The 16,421-nt window shown below is 63.1% G+C and carries 14 protein-coding genes; 6 read left to right on the top strand and 8 right to left on the bottom strand.

The genetic code is table 11. The annotated features are described in order from the left end of the window. Position 1: 1 nt before the first annotated feature. Positions 2-820 carry a TrmH family RNA methyltransferase gene (locus ACODR6_RS23810; protein ID WP_489024789.1) on the bottom strand — a complete coding sequence of 273 codons (819 nt, stop codon included), beginning with the start codon at positions 818-820 and terminating at the stop codon, positions 2-4. Between the two features lie 3 nt (positions 821-823). Continuing rightward, positions 824-1,207: a hypothetical protein gene (locus tag ACODR6_RS23805; RefSeq protein ID WP_489024787.1), complete on the bottom strand. Its 384-nt coding sequence runs from the start codon at positions 1,205-1,207 to the stop codon at positions 824-826. Between the two features lie 36 nt (positions 1,208-1,243). Here ACODR6_RS23805 and ACODR6_RS23800 point away from each other — a divergent pair, with 36 nt between their 5' ends. Beyond that, entirely contained in the window at positions 1,244-2,278 is a 1,035-nt protein-coding gene (locus ACODR6_RS23800) for an RluA family pseudouridine synthase (protein WP_489024785.1), read from the top strand. Positions 2,279-2,441: 163 nt separating this feature from the next. After that, a complete protein-coding gene (gene rpoH / locus ACODR6_RS23795) occupies positions 2,442-3,350 on the top strand; it encodes an RNA polymerase sigma factor RpoH (RefSeq protein WP_489024783.1) in 909 nt (302 codons plus the stop codon). Between the two features lie 593 nt (positions 3,351-3,943). On the opposite strand, the gene ACODR6_RS23790 is transcribed toward rpoH, so the two are convergent. Then, on the bottom strand, positions 3,944-6,376 hold the full coding sequence (locus ACODR6_RS23790) for a hypothetical protein (RefSeq protein WP_489024781.1): 2,433 nt from the start codon (positions 6,374-6,376) through the stop codon (positions 3,944-3,946). A gap of 59 nt (positions 6,377-6,435) precedes the next feature. Continuing rightward, a complete protein-coding gene (locus tag ACODR6_RS23785) occupies positions 6,436-7,731 on the bottom strand; it encodes an adenylosuccinate synthase (RefSeq protein ID WP_489024779.1) in 1,296 nt (431 codons plus the stop codon). A gap of 196 nt (positions 7,732-7,927) precedes the next feature. On the opposite strand from ACODR6_RS23785, the gene ACODR6_RS23780 reads away from it, so the two are divergent. Beyond that, positions 7,928-8,845, top strand: a complete 918-nt coding sequence (locus ACODR6_RS23780) for a DMT family transporter (RefSeq protein ID WP_489024777.1) — start codon at positions 7,928-7,930, stop codon at positions 8,843-8,845. Here ACODR6_RS23780 and ACODR6_RS23775 read toward each other — a convergent pair. Further along, entirely contained in the window at positions 8,842-9,687 is an 846-nt protein-coding gene (locus tag ACODR6_RS23775) for a GNAT family N-acetyltransferase (protein WP_112711451.1), read from the bottom strand. The genes ACODR6_RS23780 and ACODR6_RS23775 overlap by 4 nt on opposite strands. 403 nt (positions 9,688-10,090) lie before the next feature. Between ACODR6_RS23775 and ACODR6_RS23770 the strand changes: the two genes are divergently transcribed. Next, positions 10,091-10,951: a DUF6030 family protein gene (locus ACODR6_RS23770; RefSeq protein ID WP_489024774.1), complete on the top strand. Its 861-nt coding sequence runs from the start codon at positions 10,091-10,093 to the stop codon at positions 10,949-10,951. A 3-nt stretch (positions 10,952-10,954) separates the two neighbouring features. On the opposite strand, the gene ACODR6_RS23765 is transcribed toward ACODR6_RS23770, so the two are convergent. From ACODR6_RS23765 to ung, 3 genes are all read right to left on the bottom strand, one after another. Then, positions 10,955-11,563: an alpha/beta hydrolase gene (locus ACODR6_RS23765; RefSeq protein WP_489024772.1), complete on the bottom strand. Its 609-nt coding sequence runs from the start codon at positions 11,561-11,563 to the stop codon at positions 10,955-10,957. A 13-nt stretch (positions 11,564-11,576) separates the two neighbouring features. After that, a complete protein-coding gene (locus tag ACODR6_RS23760) occupies positions 11,577-12,509 on the bottom strand; it encodes a VOC family protein (RefSeq protein WP_489024770.1) in 933 nt (310 codons plus the stop codon). A gap of 138 nt (positions 12,510-12,647) precedes the next feature. After that, positions 12,648-13,349 carry a uracil-DNA glycosylase gene (gene ung / locus ACODR6_RS23755; RefSeq protein WP_489024768.1) on the bottom strand — a complete coding sequence of 234 codons (702 nt, stop codon included), beginning with the start codon at positions 13,347-13,349 and terminating at the stop codon, positions 12,648-12,650. 152 nt (positions 13,350-13,501) lie between these two features. Between ung and ACODR6_RS23750 the strand changes: the two genes are divergently transcribed. Together ACODR6_RS23750 and ACODR6_RS23745 are read left to right on the top strand one after the other, a co-directional pair. Then, the gene (locus tag ACODR6_RS23750) at positions 13,502-14,923 is read left to right on the top strand and encodes a phosphomannomutase (protein WP_489024766.1); all 1,422 of its coding nucleotides are present in this window, start codon (positions 13,502-13,504) and stop codon (positions 14,921-14,923) included. A 31-nt stretch (positions 14,924-14,954) separates the two neighbouring features. After that, positions 14,955-16,382, top strand: coding sequence for a mannose-1-phosphate guanylyltransferase/mannose-6-phosphate isomerase (locus ACODR6_RS23745; RefSeq protein ID WP_449099652.1), 1,428 nt, complete (start codon positions 14,955-14,957; stop codon positions 16,380-16,382). The last annotated feature ends 39 nt before the right edge of the window (positions 16,383-16,421 follow it).

Raw genomic sequence — 16,421 nt, 5'->3', positions numbered from 1 at the left:
GTCAGATCCGCTTGGCGGCTGATGCCATGGAAAACAGCGCGATCCCGGTTGCCGTCGCGACGTTCAGGCTGTCCAGCCCCTCGGACTGTGGAATCCGGGCACTGCGGAAGCGCGCGAGGATCTCCGCCGGCAGCCCCTCCCCCTCGGTTCCCGCCACCAGCGCCATGCGCGGCGACGCCGGGATGTCGCGGATATCGACGGTACCGCGCGGCGACAGCGTCCAGATATCGAAGCCGCGTTCCGCGAGCCCGCTCAACAGGCCCAGCGCAGAACCACTGCGCTCATAGGGAACGCTGAGCACCGAACCGACCGAGACGCGCAGCGCCTTGCGGTAGAGCGGATCGCAGGAGGTTTCGTCGAGGAAGATCGCATCGGCCTTGAAGGCCGCCGCATTGCGGAACATCGATCCGGCATTGTCGTGATTGGAAATGCCGCATCCGGCAATCACCAGCGCCTGTTCCGGCAGCCTGTCGAGGAGGCTCGTCTCGGGAGAAAGCTTCCGGCCGAGCGCCAGCACGCCGCGATGCAGGTGAAAGCCGACAATGCCATCGAGTGTTTCGGCTTCGGCAATATAGACCGGAACATCGTCCGGGAACTCGGCAACGATATCGGCAACGCCTGCCGCCCGGTTGGCGAGCAGCAGGATCTTTTCGGCGGCGAAGGTGCCGCGGCGATGCGCCTGCGCCAGCATGCGCAACACGACGGTGCCCTCGGCGATGAACCGTCCCTGCCGCCCCGTCAGGTCACGCTCGCGGATCTCGCGGAACTCCGCGATCCGCGGATCCGCGGCATCAACGATCGTGACGGGAGCGGCCGCCATGGCTCAATTGCCGGCGACGGCGATGTCGGCGACGGTGTGGCCCGTCTTGGTATCGACGACGATCGCCCGGTGCTTGCCATCGGCGCCCTGGCCGTAGAACAGGATCTGGCTGCCCGAAAGCGAGGTCGACTGAACGGCAAAGCCTGAAGGCAGTGTGACCGTGCCGCTGACCGGCGAACCCGACGGCACGCCGTTCGAGGCAACGGGTGCGCCACCCGCAGGTTCCGTCCGCGTCACCTTGTAGACAACGGCGCCGAAGACCGCCATAAGGCTCACAAACATGATGGCGCCCGAGACGATCTGCAGGCGAACCATCTTGCGCCGGACATTTTCCATTGCCGGATCAAGGGGCTTTTCTTCCTGGTCGTCTATCTCGATTTTCGTCATTACGGCGTCCTATGAATTCCTCGGAGAAGAAGCGTCTTGAGCGACCCCTTTAAACAAGCATCCGGCATTAGGAAAGTCCTGACGGCAGACGAGAGCGCCGAAGGCCGCCTCGATGCCTGGCTGACGGCCCAGCTCGGCGCCGAATTTTCGCGCAGCCGCGTCAAGGTGCTGATCAAGGACGGCATGCTGACGGTCAACGGTGCTCCGGCCGCCGATCCGCAGAAGAAGGTGAAGCCCGGCGAGACCTACGAGATCCTGTTGCCCGAGGCTGAGGACCCGGAACCCAAGGGCGAGGACATCCCGCTCGACATCCTCTTCGAGGACGACGATGTCATCGTCATCTCCAAGCCGTCCGGTCTCGTCGTCCATCCGGCCGCCGGCAACTGGACCGGCACGCTGGTCAATGCGCTGATCCACCATTGCGGCGAGAGCCTTTCCGGCATCGGCGGCGTCAAGCGCCCCGGCATCGTCCACCGGCTGGACAAGGATACGACGGGCGTGATGATCGTGGCAAAGAACGACGTCGCCCATCGCCACCTGTCGCTGCAATTCGCCGATCACGGCCGCACCATGCCGCTCGAACGCGCTTACCAGGCGATCGTCTGGGGCCGGCCACCGACGCTGAAGGGCACGATCGACGCGCCGCTCGGCCGCGGCACCGCCGACCGCACGCGCCGTGAAGTGAAGCGCGCCGGCAATCAGGAAGCTGACGAGGCGATCACCCACTACGAGGTGCTGGAGCGCTTTCACGAAACGTCGAACGCGCTGTCGCTGGCCTCGCTCGTCGAGTGCCATCTCGAAACCGGACGCACGCATCAGATCCGCGTGCACATGGCCCATATCGGCCACCCGCTGCTCGGCGATGCCGTCTATGGCGGCGGCTTCAAGACCAAGGCGAACCTCTTGCCCGATGATGCCCGCAAAGTCGTCAACGGCTTCAAGCGTCAGGCTCTCCACGCCTATATGCTGCAGTTCGAGCATCCCCGAACCGGTGAGATCATGCGCTTCGAGGCGCCACTGCCTGATGATATGATGGAGCTTGTCGTGGCTCTTCGCGGGGCGTCTCTATAACGCCTTCGTGAAGACCCCTCTGGCCTTGAACCCCTGTTCGGCCATACTTATCTGTATATGGACTTAGTGCGGGCTCTAGTTTGAGGCGCACGTCCCGGTTTGCCTTTATCGACGCGGGGACGCGTTCCATCGGGAACCGGAATCTATATAGGAGGGTGCAATCATGGCCCGTAACAACCTGCCATCCATTACGGCCGGCGAAGCCGGTCTTAACCGTTATCTCGACGAAATCCGCAAGTTCCCGATGCTGGAACCCCAGCAGGAATACATGCTCGCCAAGCGCTATGCCGAACATGGCGACCGCGATGCTGCGCACAAGCTCGTCACCAGCCATCTGCGCCTCGTTGCGAAGATCGCAATGGGCTATCGCGGCTATGGCCTGCCGATCGGCGAAGTCGTCTCCGAAGGTAATGTCGGCCTCATGCAGGCCGTGAAGAAGTTCGACCCGGAACGCGGCTTCCGCCTGGCAACCTACGCCATGTGGTGGATCAAGGCCTCGATCCAGGAATACATCCTGCGTTCGTGGTCGCTCGTGAAAATGGGCACGACCGCCAACCAGAAGCGTCTGTTCTTCAACCTGCGCCGCCTGAAGGGCCGCCTCCAGGCGATCGACGATGGCGACCTGAAGCCGGAACACGTCTCCGAGATCGCGACCAAGCTCAACGTCTCCGAGGAGGAGGTCGTATCGATGAACCGCCGCCTGTCTGGCGACGCGTCGCTCAACGCCTCGATCAAGGCGTCCGAGGGCGATAGCGGCCAGTGGCAGGATTGGCTGGTCGACGATCACGACAGCCAGGAAGAAGTGCTCATCGAGCAGGACGAATTCGACACCCGCCGCCGCATGCTGTCCAAGGCAATGAGCGTGCTGAACGACCGCGAACGCCGCATCTTCGAGGCACGCCGCCTCTCCGACGATCCGGTGACGCTGGAAGACCTGTCGTCCGAGTTCGACATCAGCCGCGAGCGCGTCCGCCAGATCGAAGTCCGCGCCTTTGAAAAGGTCCAGGACGCGGTCCGCAAGGAAGCGCTGGAAATGGCCAAAGCCGTCCGCGTGGTCGAAGCCACCGCCTAAGGCGCAAGCGTCGAGACAAACAAAAAGGCGGGTCAATGACCCGCCTTTTTTGCGATTTGGAGACCCCAGACTCCGCACTGTCGGGCGTCGAGACTTGTAGTGACCCGCATTACAATTCCTCAAGACGGCTTTGATACACTTTGCAATCAAGGTTCGAGCGACTAGGACCCTCAGCAAAAAGTCAAAGCGAGGTGTGCATGAAGCTTCTTCTGCCAATCGCATCGTCTATAGGCCCAGTCTACTTCGCCCTCCAAGAAGCGTCCATCATATGGGTTCTATTGTGGGCAGCGCTTTGGAACTCTCTTCGATGGCTCGCAGGATGGAGGACCGCGCTCAACATTGCGCTTGAGCCCAGCGACCAGCCAGCGTCCTGGCTGGAGACCCATCCCGCCGTGTACATGGCACTTGCGTTCGTAACCTCACTCGCAGCCTTTATGTTTATCCACGTCACAGCTTATGTGATCGTGCGGCACATCATCTGAAGGTCTCGCGATGACGGCAATTGCCGCAAAGCGATCAGTGCAGCTTGAACACAAGACAAAATAAAAGGCGGGTCGATGACCCGCCTTTTTGTTTCTGCGATGCGCCTCGCCTTACTGGCTGGTGCTGACATCGCCGAGCGTGCCCCAGTCGCGGATCGCGGTGGTGAACGCCTGGGCGCCTGTCGAGCCCTTCTGCATGGTGATCAGGGCGCGGCGGCCGTTGCGGTAGGTGATCGGGATATCGATCCAGTCGCGGGTGGCGAGCAGGTCGAGGTTCGACTTGCGGGCATCCGGATAGTCGTTGAGCGCGATCATGTGGAAGTCGTCGGTGATCTTGGCGGGCACCGCGATCAGCGCGTCGCCGCGATCCTGCTCCGTGCGCTTCATGGAGATGCGCTGGACGCTGTCGATCTTGCCGCCTTCGAAATTCGGCGGCACCGAGAAGACGATCTCGACCAGATGGCTGGCGGGCAGCGATGGGTCGGAATTGCGCTTGAAGGTGACGAGAGCCGAGAGATTGCGCTCGGGAACGGTGACGTTGCCCTGAACGGTGGCGACATCCTTGCCGCTTGCATCCTTCTCGTGCTGGACGCTCCAGACGACCGAGCCCTGGATCGCCGTCGGCGAGCTCTGGCCGATCCGCTCCTCATAGAGGAACATCTTTTCCGAAGCGCCGACCGGCGCCGTCACCTGCGGCTGCGCGGCTGCGGCATCGCCTGCAGCCGGCGGCTGGGCAGCGGCCGGATCCGTCTGGGCGGCCGGTTGCGCCGGCGCCTGGGCCGGAGCGGAAGAGGCAATGCTCTGCTGCGCGACGGACTTGCCTTCGGCAGTCGGCGTTGCGGCGGCTGTCGCCGGGCCGGCATCGGTTTCGGTGCCGTCAGCCATCAGACGCTGGTTGAACTTGTTGGTGACGGAGGCGCCGTCATCGAGCGCAGCAACCTGCTTGTTGGCGTCGGCGGCCGGTGCTGCCGAGCTGCCATTGGCGGCCGGTGCCGCTGTGCCCGATGCAGGAGGCGTCGTTGCCGACGGCGTCGTGCTGGCGGCAGGCGCGGTCGTCTCGGCAGTCTTCGGCGCCGAGCTGATCAAGCCGTTGACCATGGCGTTCAGCTGGTCGCGGTTCATCCATGCGGCATAGCCGGCACCGCCGAGAACGGCGAGCACCAGGACGATGCCGATGATGCGGCCGAGGCCGAAGCGGCGGCGCTTCGGCTCCATGCGGAAATTCTTGTTCTGCAGCTTGGCAGCGACGATCTGGTCGATATCGGCAACCGGGGCCGTATCGTCATCGTCATTGGCAACGGAACCACGGCGGCCGTAACCACGCAGCGCTTCGGCTTCCTTCCACTCGCTGCCGGGAACATCCGGCGCGGGCTGCTGCGGCTTGTTGCCGTGCACTTCGGAAAACAGATCGGAATCGTCTGTCCGCGCCTGGGCGTTGTCGGCCTTCTTCGGCGCATCGATCGGCGGCAGGTCGTCGAAAGCTGCAGCCTCCCACGAGAAGCCCTCGTTGGCAGCGGGCATCTTCGCCGCTTCAGGCGCGGTCTGCAGGCCGGACAGCGCTTCCTCGAAGGCGCGCGCACCGGCGTCCGCCGAAGCGGCAGGGGCGAGGCCAGAGAAATTGTGCAGTTCCTGGTCGGCCCAGACGGTATCGGCATCCTTCGGCGGCTCTGCCGGCGTCTCCGCGGCTGGCTCGTTCCATACGGGATCGAAGCGCGCGGCGGCTTCGCTCTGCAGCGGCTCTTCCTGCGTCTGCTCGACGAATTCCTGCGGCTTTTCGAAAGAGGCGAAGGGCTCTACCAGCCGGTTGGCCGGATTGTATTCGCTTGCCCGCACCGGCTCGACGGCTTCCACCGGCTCCGGCTCAACGACAGGCTCTTCATACACCGCCGGTTCGGCAGCGTGATATTCAGGCTCTGTGGGCTCTTCGTGATGCGGCGCCGGCCAGGCTTCGGTGGGCGCATCCTCGACAGGCTGCTGCCACGGTGCCGGCTCAGCATGGACTTCAGGCTCGGCGTGAACCTCCGGCTCAACGTGAACTTCAGGCTCCGCGTGAACGTCATGCTCTGCGTGAACTTCCGGCTCGGCATGAACCTCGGGCTCGACAGCATGCACCGGCTCATCGTGATAGACGGCCTGTGGCTCTTCGTAAGCGGGTTCGGCGGCAACCGGCTCTTCGTAAACCGGATGCTCTTCGTGAGCGACTTCCTCGACCGGCTCGGCAGCCGCCTCGACGGCGCCAACCGGCTCTTCAGCCGGAGCGGCGGGCTCTTCGTAATGCGGCTCGGGCGCGGCCTCTTCGGCAATAGCCGCGGCGGCTGCCTCATCGGGCAGCGCCTCGGCATGTTCGGCCTCGACTTCGCGAATGGCGGCATCCAGCTTTTCAAGCTGCCGTTGCAGCATCGCTTCCGGCGGACGCGGTTTCATGTTTTCGAGCTGCCGCTGCACTGCGCCGCGGGCACGCTCGTAAACCTTCACCCGCATCTCGGGGGTATTCTCGGTCAGACCGTCAACGGCCCGCCGGATGACTGCAATAAAATCCGCCATTCGTACTTTCTCAAAAGGCCCGGCTTAAAGCACGGGCCAAATCGGTATGACCCGCGACATTAATCCTCAAAGGGATCGGTCACAAGTATCGTGTCATCTCGCTCAGGGCTTGTGGACAACAGGGCCACCGGCGCGCCGATCAGTTCTTCGACCTGGCGCACATATTTGATCGCCTGCGCCGGAAGATCGGCCCAGCTGCGGGCGCCGACGGTGGATTCCTTCCAGCCTTCAAGCGTGATGTAGACCGGCTCGACGCGAGCCTGAGCAGCCTGGCTTGCCGGAAGATAATCGATCTCCTTCCCGTCAAGCTTGTAGGCGACGCAGATCTTCAGTTCGTCGAGACCGTCGAGAACGTCGAGCTTGGTGAGCGCGATGCCGGTGATGCCGGAGGTCTTCACCGTCTGGCGCACCAGAACCGAATCGAACCAGCCGCAGCGGCGCGGACGGCCGGTGTTGACGCCGACTTCGCGGCCGACGGTCGACAGGTGCTTGCCGATCTCGTCATGCAACTCGCAGGGGAACGGGCCCTCGCCGACGCGGGTCGTGTAGGCCTTGGTGATGCCGAGGACGTAACCGATCGCCGTCGGGCCGAGGCCGGAACCTGCGGCAGCCTGACCGGCAACGGTGTTGGACGACGTCACATAGGGATAGGTGCCGTGGTCATTGTCGAGCAGCGCGCCCTGCGCACCTTCGAACAGGATGCGGGCGCCGGCCTTGCGCTGGTCGTCGAGGATACGCCAGACCTGGTCGACATAGGGCAGGACCCGATCGGCAACGTCCGCCAGTTCCTTCTCGAGCGATTCCACCGAGATTTCCGGCAGGCCGAGGCCGCGGCGCAGCGCATTGTGATGCGTCAGCAGGCGGTCGATCTTGGCTGGCAGCGCTTCCTTGTCGGCAAGGTCGATGGCGCGGATGGCGCGGCGACCGACCTTGTCTTCGTAGGCCGGGCCGATGCCGCGGCGGGTGGTGCCGATCTTCGTGCCGCTGTTGGAAGCCGCATCTTCGCGGAAACCGTCGAGGTCGCGGTGCAGCGACAGGATCAGCGGCGCGTTGTCGGCGATGCGCAGCACGTCAGGGTTCACGTTGACGCCCTGGGCGCGCAGCTTCTCGACTTCGGCGACGAAGTGATGCGGATCGACGACGACGCCGTTGCCGATGACGCTGAGCTTGCCGCGCACGAGACCCGACGGCAGCAGAGCCAGCTTGTAGCTGACGCCGTCGATGACGAGCGTATGACCTGCATTATGGCCGCCCTGATAGCGGACGATGACATCCGCACGTTCCGAAAGCCAATCGACAATCTTGCCCTTGCCTTCGTCACCCCACTGGGAACCGACCACGACTACGTTCGTCATCCAACTCTTCCTGTTACCGGCGGATTATCCGCGCCCTGCTCAAACCCGCGCATCTATAAAGGTTTGTTTTTTGGAAAGCGACCCTGTTATCGCGGTGAAATGGGCTTTTTGCGTGACAAAACAGCCCGCAGCGGGCTATTGCCGTTCCGGTCCACGCCTTCCTCCCCAGCCTTTGCCGCATACGGAAAGAATCATCGTGCAGATCACGGCCTATATTTGCCTCGTCATCGCCACGCTGTGCTGGGGCGGCAATGCGGTGGCCGGCAAGCTGGCGCTGGGGCATGTGAGCCCGATGATGCTGACGCTGCTGCGCTGGACGCTGGCAACGCTGCTGATCGCCGCGGTCTCCCTGCCCTACCTGAAGCGCGACTGGCCGCTCGTGCGAAAGAACCTGCCGCTGCTCTTCTTCTACGGCATCATCGGCTACACGACCTTCAACGCCATGCTCTATTCCGCCGTGCAATATACGACGGCGATCAACGTCGCGATCGAGCAGGCCGGCATTCCGATGCTGATCTTCCTGCTGAACTTCGTCTTCTTCCGGACCAGCGTCTCGGCTGCCCAGTTCGCGGGCTTCGGCATGACGCTCATCGGTGTGGCGCTGACCGCCGCCCACGGCGATTTTGCGACCCTGCTGCAGCTTAGCCTCAACCGCGGCGACGCACTGATGCTGATCGCCGTCGTCGCCTATTCCGTCTACACGATCTTCCTGCGCTGGAAGCCGCCGGTCGACTGGCGCACGCTGATGGCGATCCCGGCATTTGCAGCCGCGCTGACCTCTGTACCGCTGCTGATCTGGGAAAGCTCGAAGGGCAACGTCCAGGTGCCCGATGCGGATGGCTGGGTCATCGCCTTCTACACGGCGATCTTCGCCTCGCTGCTGGCGCAGATTCTCTACATCAAGGGCGTCGAGACCATCGGCGCCAATCGCGCCGGGCTGTTCATCAATCTGGTGCCTGTGTTCGGCACACTGCTCTCGGTGCTCCTGCTCGCCGAAGAGCTGCAGACCTTTCACATGGTGGCGCTTGCCCTGACGCTCGGCGGCATCGCGATCGCCGAAAAGGGCCGGCCGAAGGACGCTGCACCGGCAGTGCCCGCCTCGCCGGTCGACTAGCCGAGTTCCAGCGTCGTCACGCCATAGACATTCCTAAGCGGGATCGACGGCGCCTTGCCGCGATACATGCGCATCGTCTCCAGCACGGGCACGAGGCCGATGCTTTCGGCCAGCGCCAGGCCGTCCTTGTTGTCTTCGGGCACGTCGATGAAAACCTGCGCGCCATCGGCCTCGGTGATCAGCTGCGCCATCAGCGCGGCAGCCGTATCGGCATCGGCGGCAAACAGCGGGCCGATCTTGTAGCCCTCGTAGCAACGGCGGATCGTGCCGTAGCCGCGGATCTTGCCGCTTTTGCGCACCACGGCGCTCCTGCGGCCCTTGCGGCTGGTGCACCAGGCGCTGACGAATTCCGGCCGCGCCGCCGGGAAGATCGAGGCGTCGTAGCGCACGATGCCATCGGTCTTGTCGGTCACGGCCTGGGCGGTGAGCGACGAGGACGGAACGGAGGTGGCGACGCCGCCGAAGCGGATCGTCTTGTAGGCCGGCTCGAAGCCTGCCTTGCGGTAGCTCGGCTGCTGCGCCTCGACGCCGTCGAGACCGATCGCCCGGCCCTCGGCAGATGCCATGCCGGCATTCCAGATCGCCTTGCCATAGCCTTTGCCGCGGAAATCGGGATGGACGATGTAGAGGCCGAGAAAGGCGAATTCATCGCCATACTTGACGACCGAGATCGAGCCGACGGGGACTTCCCCGACAGCGCCGACGAAAAAGCCGGAAGGATCTGCATCATGAAACGCGAGGGAATCGTCGAGGCCCGGATTCCAGCCTTCCTGACGGGCCCATTCAAGCACAAGCTCCAACTCGCCCGGCCGCATGGGGCGAACCGCAAACTCCGAATTCATGCAACTTCCCTAACCAACTCTGCTGCAAACCCGCAAAGCGCAACATGAAGAAAAGCTAAAGTCTAGCTTTCCCAGCATCCCCGCCCCGTACGAAGAAACATGTTCATGACTGAAGCGATCAAGCATCGATCGCCATAAGGCACGGAGCGAAGAACTTCGTGCCGCAATTATCATGAAACAACGCTGTAACAATCTCAAGAAAATTACTTAACAAATCGGAAGCGGCGGGCCGCTGAAATAAGCGCGTTTTCGTGATCGCAGAATGCTTTATCGCTTTTTTGAATAGGCTCTGCGCGGCCTCAGTAGAATTTTCGTTATTTCCTTTGGCTTTTCGTTTTATCTTTACCGTTACGAAACGCGCTCTGCACGCCTAAGATGCGCCGCATCAGGTTTGGAAACGACGTTGGCAACCGACACGACAGGCCAGGGAATGAAGACCCCGCCGGCACGCCGCAGACGCGGCCTGGTGCTGTGGCTGATGCTTGCCCTCTCGCTCTCTCTGATCGGCGGCACCGTTCTGCTCTCGAACGACATGCGCCACCTGCGCGGCCTCGCCGAACGGCTGGGCTACACTTTCGACAAGCCCAAACCGGTGGCGGCGCTGCCCCGCACCTCCCCGCCACCGCCAAGGCCGCGCCCGCCGGTAAAGCCGGTGCTCGCAAGCATCGAGCACGATCCACGGCTGATGGAAGCGCCGCTCGACGAGCTCGCGGCCGCATTCTTCCGGACATGGTGGACGACGGGACCGGCGATCTGCGAGGCCTTGCGCAAGGCAGGCATCGAGACCACGCCCTGGCGCGCTGCCGCCATGAGCGGCGACACCTTCGAATGCACCTTCCAGCAGATCTACAAGCAGGATGCTGAAAAGCCACTGAGTTCCGTCTTCGTGATCATCCGTGGCGACCGCACCGGCGCGATCGCCAATATGCGAGCAAAGCTGGTCGGCCCGGAAACGGATACGGCAGGCAAGCTCGATCCGGCAGCGATGCGGATTTTCGAGACGCTGCTTGCCCAGCCGCACTGGCAGGATTTCTCCGCCATGCTGGCCGCGATCCGCGATTTGAAGGATGCGAAGGAGGAAAGTTTCGGCGCCAGCATCAGCTTCGCCCGCGAAACGACGAGCGACAACAGCTTCAACTTCATCATCGCCATGAAGGCCGCACCCGGCCCACAGGTCCGCACGCGGGCCTATTTCTCGGCCGCCCGCTGGCTCGAAATGCCCGAGCAGCCGCCTTCGGAAAGGCGGCCGCCCTATTTCCGCTAGAGCCTAAAAATACGGCTCGAAGAATGTCCTGATGGCGTCGATCTCGTTCGGCCGGATGTCGTGGCCGCCCGCATGCCATTCCGTCGCCACCTTGGCCTTTTCGGTCTCGAAATAGGCGGCAAGCGCTTCGGTCAGCGGCACCGGGCAGATCGGGTCGCGCTGGCCGGCGGTGATCAGCACCCGGCGCCCGGAAAGCTCCAGATTGGGCTTCGGCTGGAACGGGATCAGCGGATGCATCAGCACCGAGGCATCGAAGAGGCCCTTCTCGATCAGCACATTGGCAAGAATGTTGGCGCCATTCGAGAAGCCGAGGCCGAGGATCTGCGACGCGCCATGGTCGACGGTCAGATCCTTGACGTAAGCGGCCATCTTCTCCGTCGCCCGGGCAAGGTCGTCCATATCGTAGACGCCCTCGCCGGTGCGCTTGAAGAAGCGGGCGGCACCGTATTCGGAAATATCGCCGCGCGGCGAAACGATCGTCGCCTCGGGCAGCAGGCGCCGCCCGAATTCGAAGAACTGGTTCTCGTCGCCCCCCGTGCCGTGCAGCACGAAGAGAATAGGCTTTCCGGGTGCACCGGCATGCAGCCGGTGCACATAAGACGTATCATCCATTGCTGTTCTCCCGTCAGGCTTCGAGCGGCGGCAGATGCTGCTCGATCAGGTCACGCATATGCGCGTGCTGCTGCGGCAGCTTCAGCGCCTCGCCGAGATGAGCGGTATCCTCGTCACGGTCGAAGCCGGGTTCGTTGGTGGCGATCTCGAACAGCACGCCGCCCGGCGTACGGAAATAGATCGCCCAGAAGTAATCGCGGTCGATAACAGGCGTCACCTGGTATCCGGTATCCATCAGCGCCTTGCGCACTTCGAGCTGCTTTTCGCGGTTCTCGACGGCGAAGGCGACATGGTGAACGGAGCCGGCACCCGGAAGCGCGCGGTTGATGCTCGGCATCGTCTCGAGGTCGATCAGATGCGCGCCATTGCCGCCGGGCATGATCAGCCGCTTGACGCCGTCCTTCTCGTCCTGGACGTCATAACCCATGAACTTCAGGAGTTCCGAAGTGGCGCCATCGTCACGCAAGCGCATGGCGACCGAGTGGAAGCCGCGGATCGCGTGGTCCTCGGAAATGCCGCCATGCGTCCAGGGCTGGCGGGCATCGTCCTTGACCTCGACAAGCGCAAAGCCGTCGCCATCAGGACCGGCGAAGTTCAGGCGCTTCTCACCGAAGCTCTCTTCGGTCTTCAGGCCATCGGCATTGAGCTTCGTCAGGCGATCGCTCCAGAAGCCGATCGAGCCTTCCGGGATGGAGAATACGGTGGTGCCGACTTCACCGGTGCCCGGACGGCCCTTCGGCATCTTCGGGAACGGGAAATAGGTCATGATCGTGCCCGGCGAGCCGGTCTCGTCACCATAGTAGAGGTGATAGACATCGGGCGCGTCGAAGTTGACGGTCTTCTTGACACGGCGCAGGCCGAGCGCATCGGTGAAGAACGTGTTGTTGGTGCGGGCATCCTCAGCCATCGACGTGACGTGGTGCAGGCCCTTGATCTGGTTCAACATGGAAAACCCCTTTCTTGCCCGCATCGGCGGGCTTTCGATGGGTGATAGATGATCCTTCATCCGCCGCAGGAATAGCCCCGCAGATCGACACGCATTGTCTCCAATTATTGAACGACAAAAGACACGCGTTCAGAAAATCTAGCCATCCTGCGGGTTTGGCGGCAGTGCCCAATCGATCGGCGTCCGCCCGTGGGACTGCAGATAGGCATTGGTCTTCGAGAACGGCTTACTGCCGAAAAAGCCGTTATGCGCCGAAAGCGGCGACGGATGCGGCGCCTTCAGCACCAGATTCCGGGACGTGTCTACGAAGGCTGCCTTGCGCTGCGCATAGGAGCCCCAGAGGATGAAGACGACATTCTGGCATTCCTCGTTGACCCTGCGGATCACCGCATCGGTGAACTGTTCCCAGCCCTTGCCCTGATGCGAGGCAGCCTGTGATTCCTCGACAGTCAGCACGCTGTTCAGGAGCAGCACGCCCTGTTTCGCCCAATGCTCGAGGAAGCCATGGCGGGCGCGCTCGATGCCGAGATCGCTTTCCATTTCCTTGTAAATATTGACGAGCGACGGCGGGATGCGCACGCCGGGGCGCACGCTGAAGCAGAGCCCGTGCGCCTGGCCGAGACCGTGATAAGGATCCTGCCCGAGGATCACCGCCTTCACATCCGCAAGCGGCGTCAGGTCGAGCGCCCGGAAATATTCCGAGCCCTTCGGAAAGATGTGCTTCCCCGCCTGCTTCTGCGCCTGCAGGAAGGCTTTCAGCTGCTGCATGTAGGGGCTGGAGAACTCGGAAGCGAGCGCCGTCTTCCAGCTGTCTTCAAGGGCAATCGTCTGTTCGGTCATCTGCTGTCCCGTTCTCGCCGAACGAGCTCTATGTGGCTCGAAAAGGGAATTCGGATGTAATTTAGCGATCCCTGCGGATCAAAATTTACGAAGTCCCGGTAGTGTGTTGATAATCGCCGACGGATTCAAGCGCTGGCTAGGGCTTATTCAGAATGAAATTTGGAACAAGTGGACTGCGCGGCCTCTCCGCCGATCTCAAGGGACGGGCCTCGGCGCTCTATGCGGCGGCCTTCGGTCATTACCTGCTGGAAAGCGGACGCGCCAAGACGGGCGACCTGATCCTGCTCGGCCGGGATTTTCGCGATTCCAGCCCCGAGATTGCGCAAAACTGCACGGCTGCACTGGCCGCCCTCGGCTTCCGCGTCGCCGATTGCGGCACCGTTCCGACACCCGCACTGGCGCTCTACGGCCTTCAGCAACAGGCTGCGAGCCTGATGATCACCGGCTCGCATATCCCCGCCGACCGCAACGGCATCAAGTTCTACCGGGCCGACGGCGAAATCGACAAGGCCGACGAAGTGGCGATCTCGGAGAAAGCCGCAGAGCTCGACTCCTCCTATGTGATGCCGCAGGCAACCGCGAGCGCGCTCGACCGCGCCGCCGTCTGCGCCGAAGGCTTCTTTGCCCGCAACGCCGCGATCCTGCCCGGCAAGGCGCTCGCGGGTCTCAGGATCGGCGTCTACCAGCACAGCACCGTCGCCCGCGACATGCTGATCGAGCTGCTCGCCCATTACGGCGCTGACGCCATCCCGCTCGGCCGCTCCGAGACCTTCATTCCCGTCGATACCGAAGCCGTGTCGGCCGAAACCATCGATCTCCTCAAGGGCTGGGCCGCGGCCCACAAGCTCGACGCCATCGTCTCGGCCGACGGCGACGCCGACCGGCCGCTGGTGGCCGACGAAACAGGCACACCGCTGCGCGGCGACCTCCTTGGCCTGATCTCGGCGAAGGTCCTGAATGCGGCCGTGGTCGTCACCCCCGTCACCTCTAACTCGGGCATCGAAACCACCGGAAGCTTCGCGGTCACCCGCACCAGGGTCGGCTCGCCCTTCGTCATCTCCGGCATGCAGGAAGCCGTTGCCGCCGGCAAGGACCGCGTCATCGGTTTCGAGGCCAATGGCGGAACGCTGACCGCATCCGAATTCCAGCTGAATGGCGCCGCCCTCGCCCCATTGCCGACCCGCGACTGCTTCCTGCCGATGCTGGCGGTGCTGTCGCTGGCAGCCTCCGAGCGCAAGCCGCTTTCGGCGGTCGCCGCCTCCTTCGCACTGCCCGTTGCCGCGGCCGACAGGCTGGAAAATTTCCCGGTCGAGACCAGCGCAAAACTGATGGCCTATCTGCGCCAATCGCCTGACAACCTCGCCGAATTCCTGAAGCCGATCGGCGAACCGGGCAGGAGCAGCGATATCGATGGCCTGCGCGTAACGCTTAAGGATGAACGCATCATCCACTTTCGGCCCTCCGGTAACGCACCGGAAATGCGCTGTTATGTAGAAGCAAAAGACGAAGCGGCGGCAGCCTCGCTTCTGGATGCCGGCCTGAACCGCATCCGGCAGTGGGCCAACGCGAATTGAACCAAGACCTACGACCGCAAGGAAACACCTTATGACGCAGAAGATCGTTCCCGTGATCATGGCCGGCGGCAAGGGCACGCGCCTGTGGCCGCTGTCGCGCGCATCGGCGCCGAAGCAGTTCATCCAGTTCATCGGCGACCGCACGCTGTTCCAGGAAACGCTCGCCCGCGTCTCCGACCCCGCGATGTACGAGGCGCCGGTCGTTCTGACCAACGAGGAATTCCGCTTCCTGGTGGCCGAACAGGCGCGCGAACTCGGTCATGAGCTGAAGGCGATCCTGCTGGAGCCGTCCGCCCGCAACACGGCGCCCGCCGTTGCCGCCGCCGCCGTGCTGATTGCCGATCTCTTCGGCAAGGACACGCTGATGCACGTCCTGGGCTCCGATTATGAGATCGTCGCCGACCAGAGCTATTTCGACAGCGTGCGCGCCGCCGAGGCGACCGCCGCCAAGGGCAAGCTCGTCACCTTCGGCATCGAGCCGACCGAAGCTGCGACCGGCTACGGCTATATCGAAGGCGGCGAGAAGCTCGCGACCGGCGCGCTCAGCGTCAAGCGCTTCATCGAAAAGCCGCCGCTTGCCAAGGCCGAGGAGATGCTTGCCGCCGGCGGCTTCTATTGGAACTCCGGCATGTTCATGTTCCAGGTCTCGGCCCTGCTTTCCGAGATGCGCGACTATGCGCCGGAAGCGCTGCGCGCCGCCGACGATGCGGTTTCCAAATCCGCCCGCGACCTCGACTTCATCCGCCTCGACGCCAAGGCCTTCGCCAAGGCGCCGAACATCTCGATCGACTATGCGATCATGGAAAAGACCGCCAACGCCGCCGTCGTCCCCTCGCCCTTCAAGTGGTCGGATCTCGGCAGCTGGGACAGCGTCTGGAAATCCGGCAAGCGCGACGAGCACGGCAATGTCGCGACGCAGAACACCACGCTGATGAACAGCCATAACTCGCTGGTCATGAGCCATGGCGTGCATCTCGCCGTCCAGGGCATGGACGACATCGCCGTCATCGCCAGCGAAGATGCCGTCTATGTCGGCCGCCTGCAGGACAGCCAGAGTGTGGGCGATATCGTCAAGACGCTCGCCGCACTGCCGAAGACCGCGAAGCTGACCGAAACGCACCCGACCTCCTACCGCCCCTGGGGCGGCTATACCTCGATCCTCAACGGCGACCGCTTCCAGGTGAAGCGCATCTTCGTCACCCCGGGCAAGAAGCTCTCGCTGCAGAAGCACCATCACCGCTCCGAGCACTGGATCGTCGTCAAGGGCACGGCCGAGGTGACGATCGGCGAGAACGTCCAGATGCTGCGCGAAAACGAGTCGGTCTATATCCCCCTCGGCGAAGTTCACCGCCTTGCCAATCCGGGCAAGATCGTTCTCGAACTCATCGAGGTTCAGACCGGCTCCTATCTCGGCGAAGACGACATCATCCGCATCGTCGACGAGTTTGGACGCAACTGACGACAGCGCTTGTCTTGAACTTATGACCTTCACTCTGTA

Source organism: Rhizobium sp. FG96 (assembly GCF_057808655.1).
This window is presented reverse-complemented; position numbering and strand designations above follow the sequence as displayed.

Excerpts from the sequence above, each read along its gene's own strand:
- ACODR6_RS23810 (WP_489024789.1), bottom strand. The coding sequence starts at position 820 with ATGGCGGCCGCTCCCGTCACGATCGTTGATGCCGCGGATCCGCGGATC.
- ACODR6_RS23805 (WP_489024787.1), bottom strand. The coding sequence starts at position 1,207 with ATGACGAAAATCGAGATAGACGACCAGGAAGAAAAGCCCCTTGATCCG.
- rpoH (WP_489024783.1), top strand. The coding sequence starts at position 2,442 with ATGGCCCGTAACAACCTGCCATCCATTACGGCCGGCGAAGCCGGTCTT.
- ACODR6_RS23790 (WP_489024781.1), bottom strand. The coding sequence starts at position 6,376 with ATGGCGGATTTTATTGCAGTCATCCGGCGGGCCGTTGACGGTCTGACC.
- ACODR6_RS23785 (WP_489024779.1), bottom strand. The coding sequence starts at position 7,731 with ATGACGAACGTAGTCGTGGTCGGTTCCCAGTGGGGTGACGAAGGCAAG.
- ACODR6_RS23775 (WP_112711451.1), bottom strand. The coding sequence starts at position 9,687 with ATGAATTCGGAGTTTGCGGTTCGCCCCATGCGGCCGGGCGAGTTGGAG.
- ACODR6_RS23765 (WP_489024772.1), bottom strand. The coding sequence starts at position 11,563 with ATGGATGATACGTCTTATGTGCACCGGCTGCATGCCGGTGCACCCGGA.
- ACODR6_RS23760 (WP_489024770.1), bottom strand. The coding sequence starts at position 12,509 with ATGTTGAACCAGATCAAGGGCCTGCACCACGTCACGTCGATGGCTGAG.
- ung (WP_489024768.1), bottom strand. The coding sequence starts at position 13,349 with ATGACCGAACAGACGATTGCCCTTGAAGACAGCTGGAAGACGGCGCTC.
- ACODR6_RS23750 (WP_489024766.1), top strand. The coding sequence starts at position 13,502 with ATGAAATTTGGAACAAGTGGACTGCGCGGCCTCTCCGCCGATCTCAAG.
- ACODR6_RS23745 (WP_449099652.1), top strand. The coding sequence starts at position 14,955 with ATGACGCAGAAGATCGTTCCCGTGATCATGGCCGGCGGCAAGGGCACG.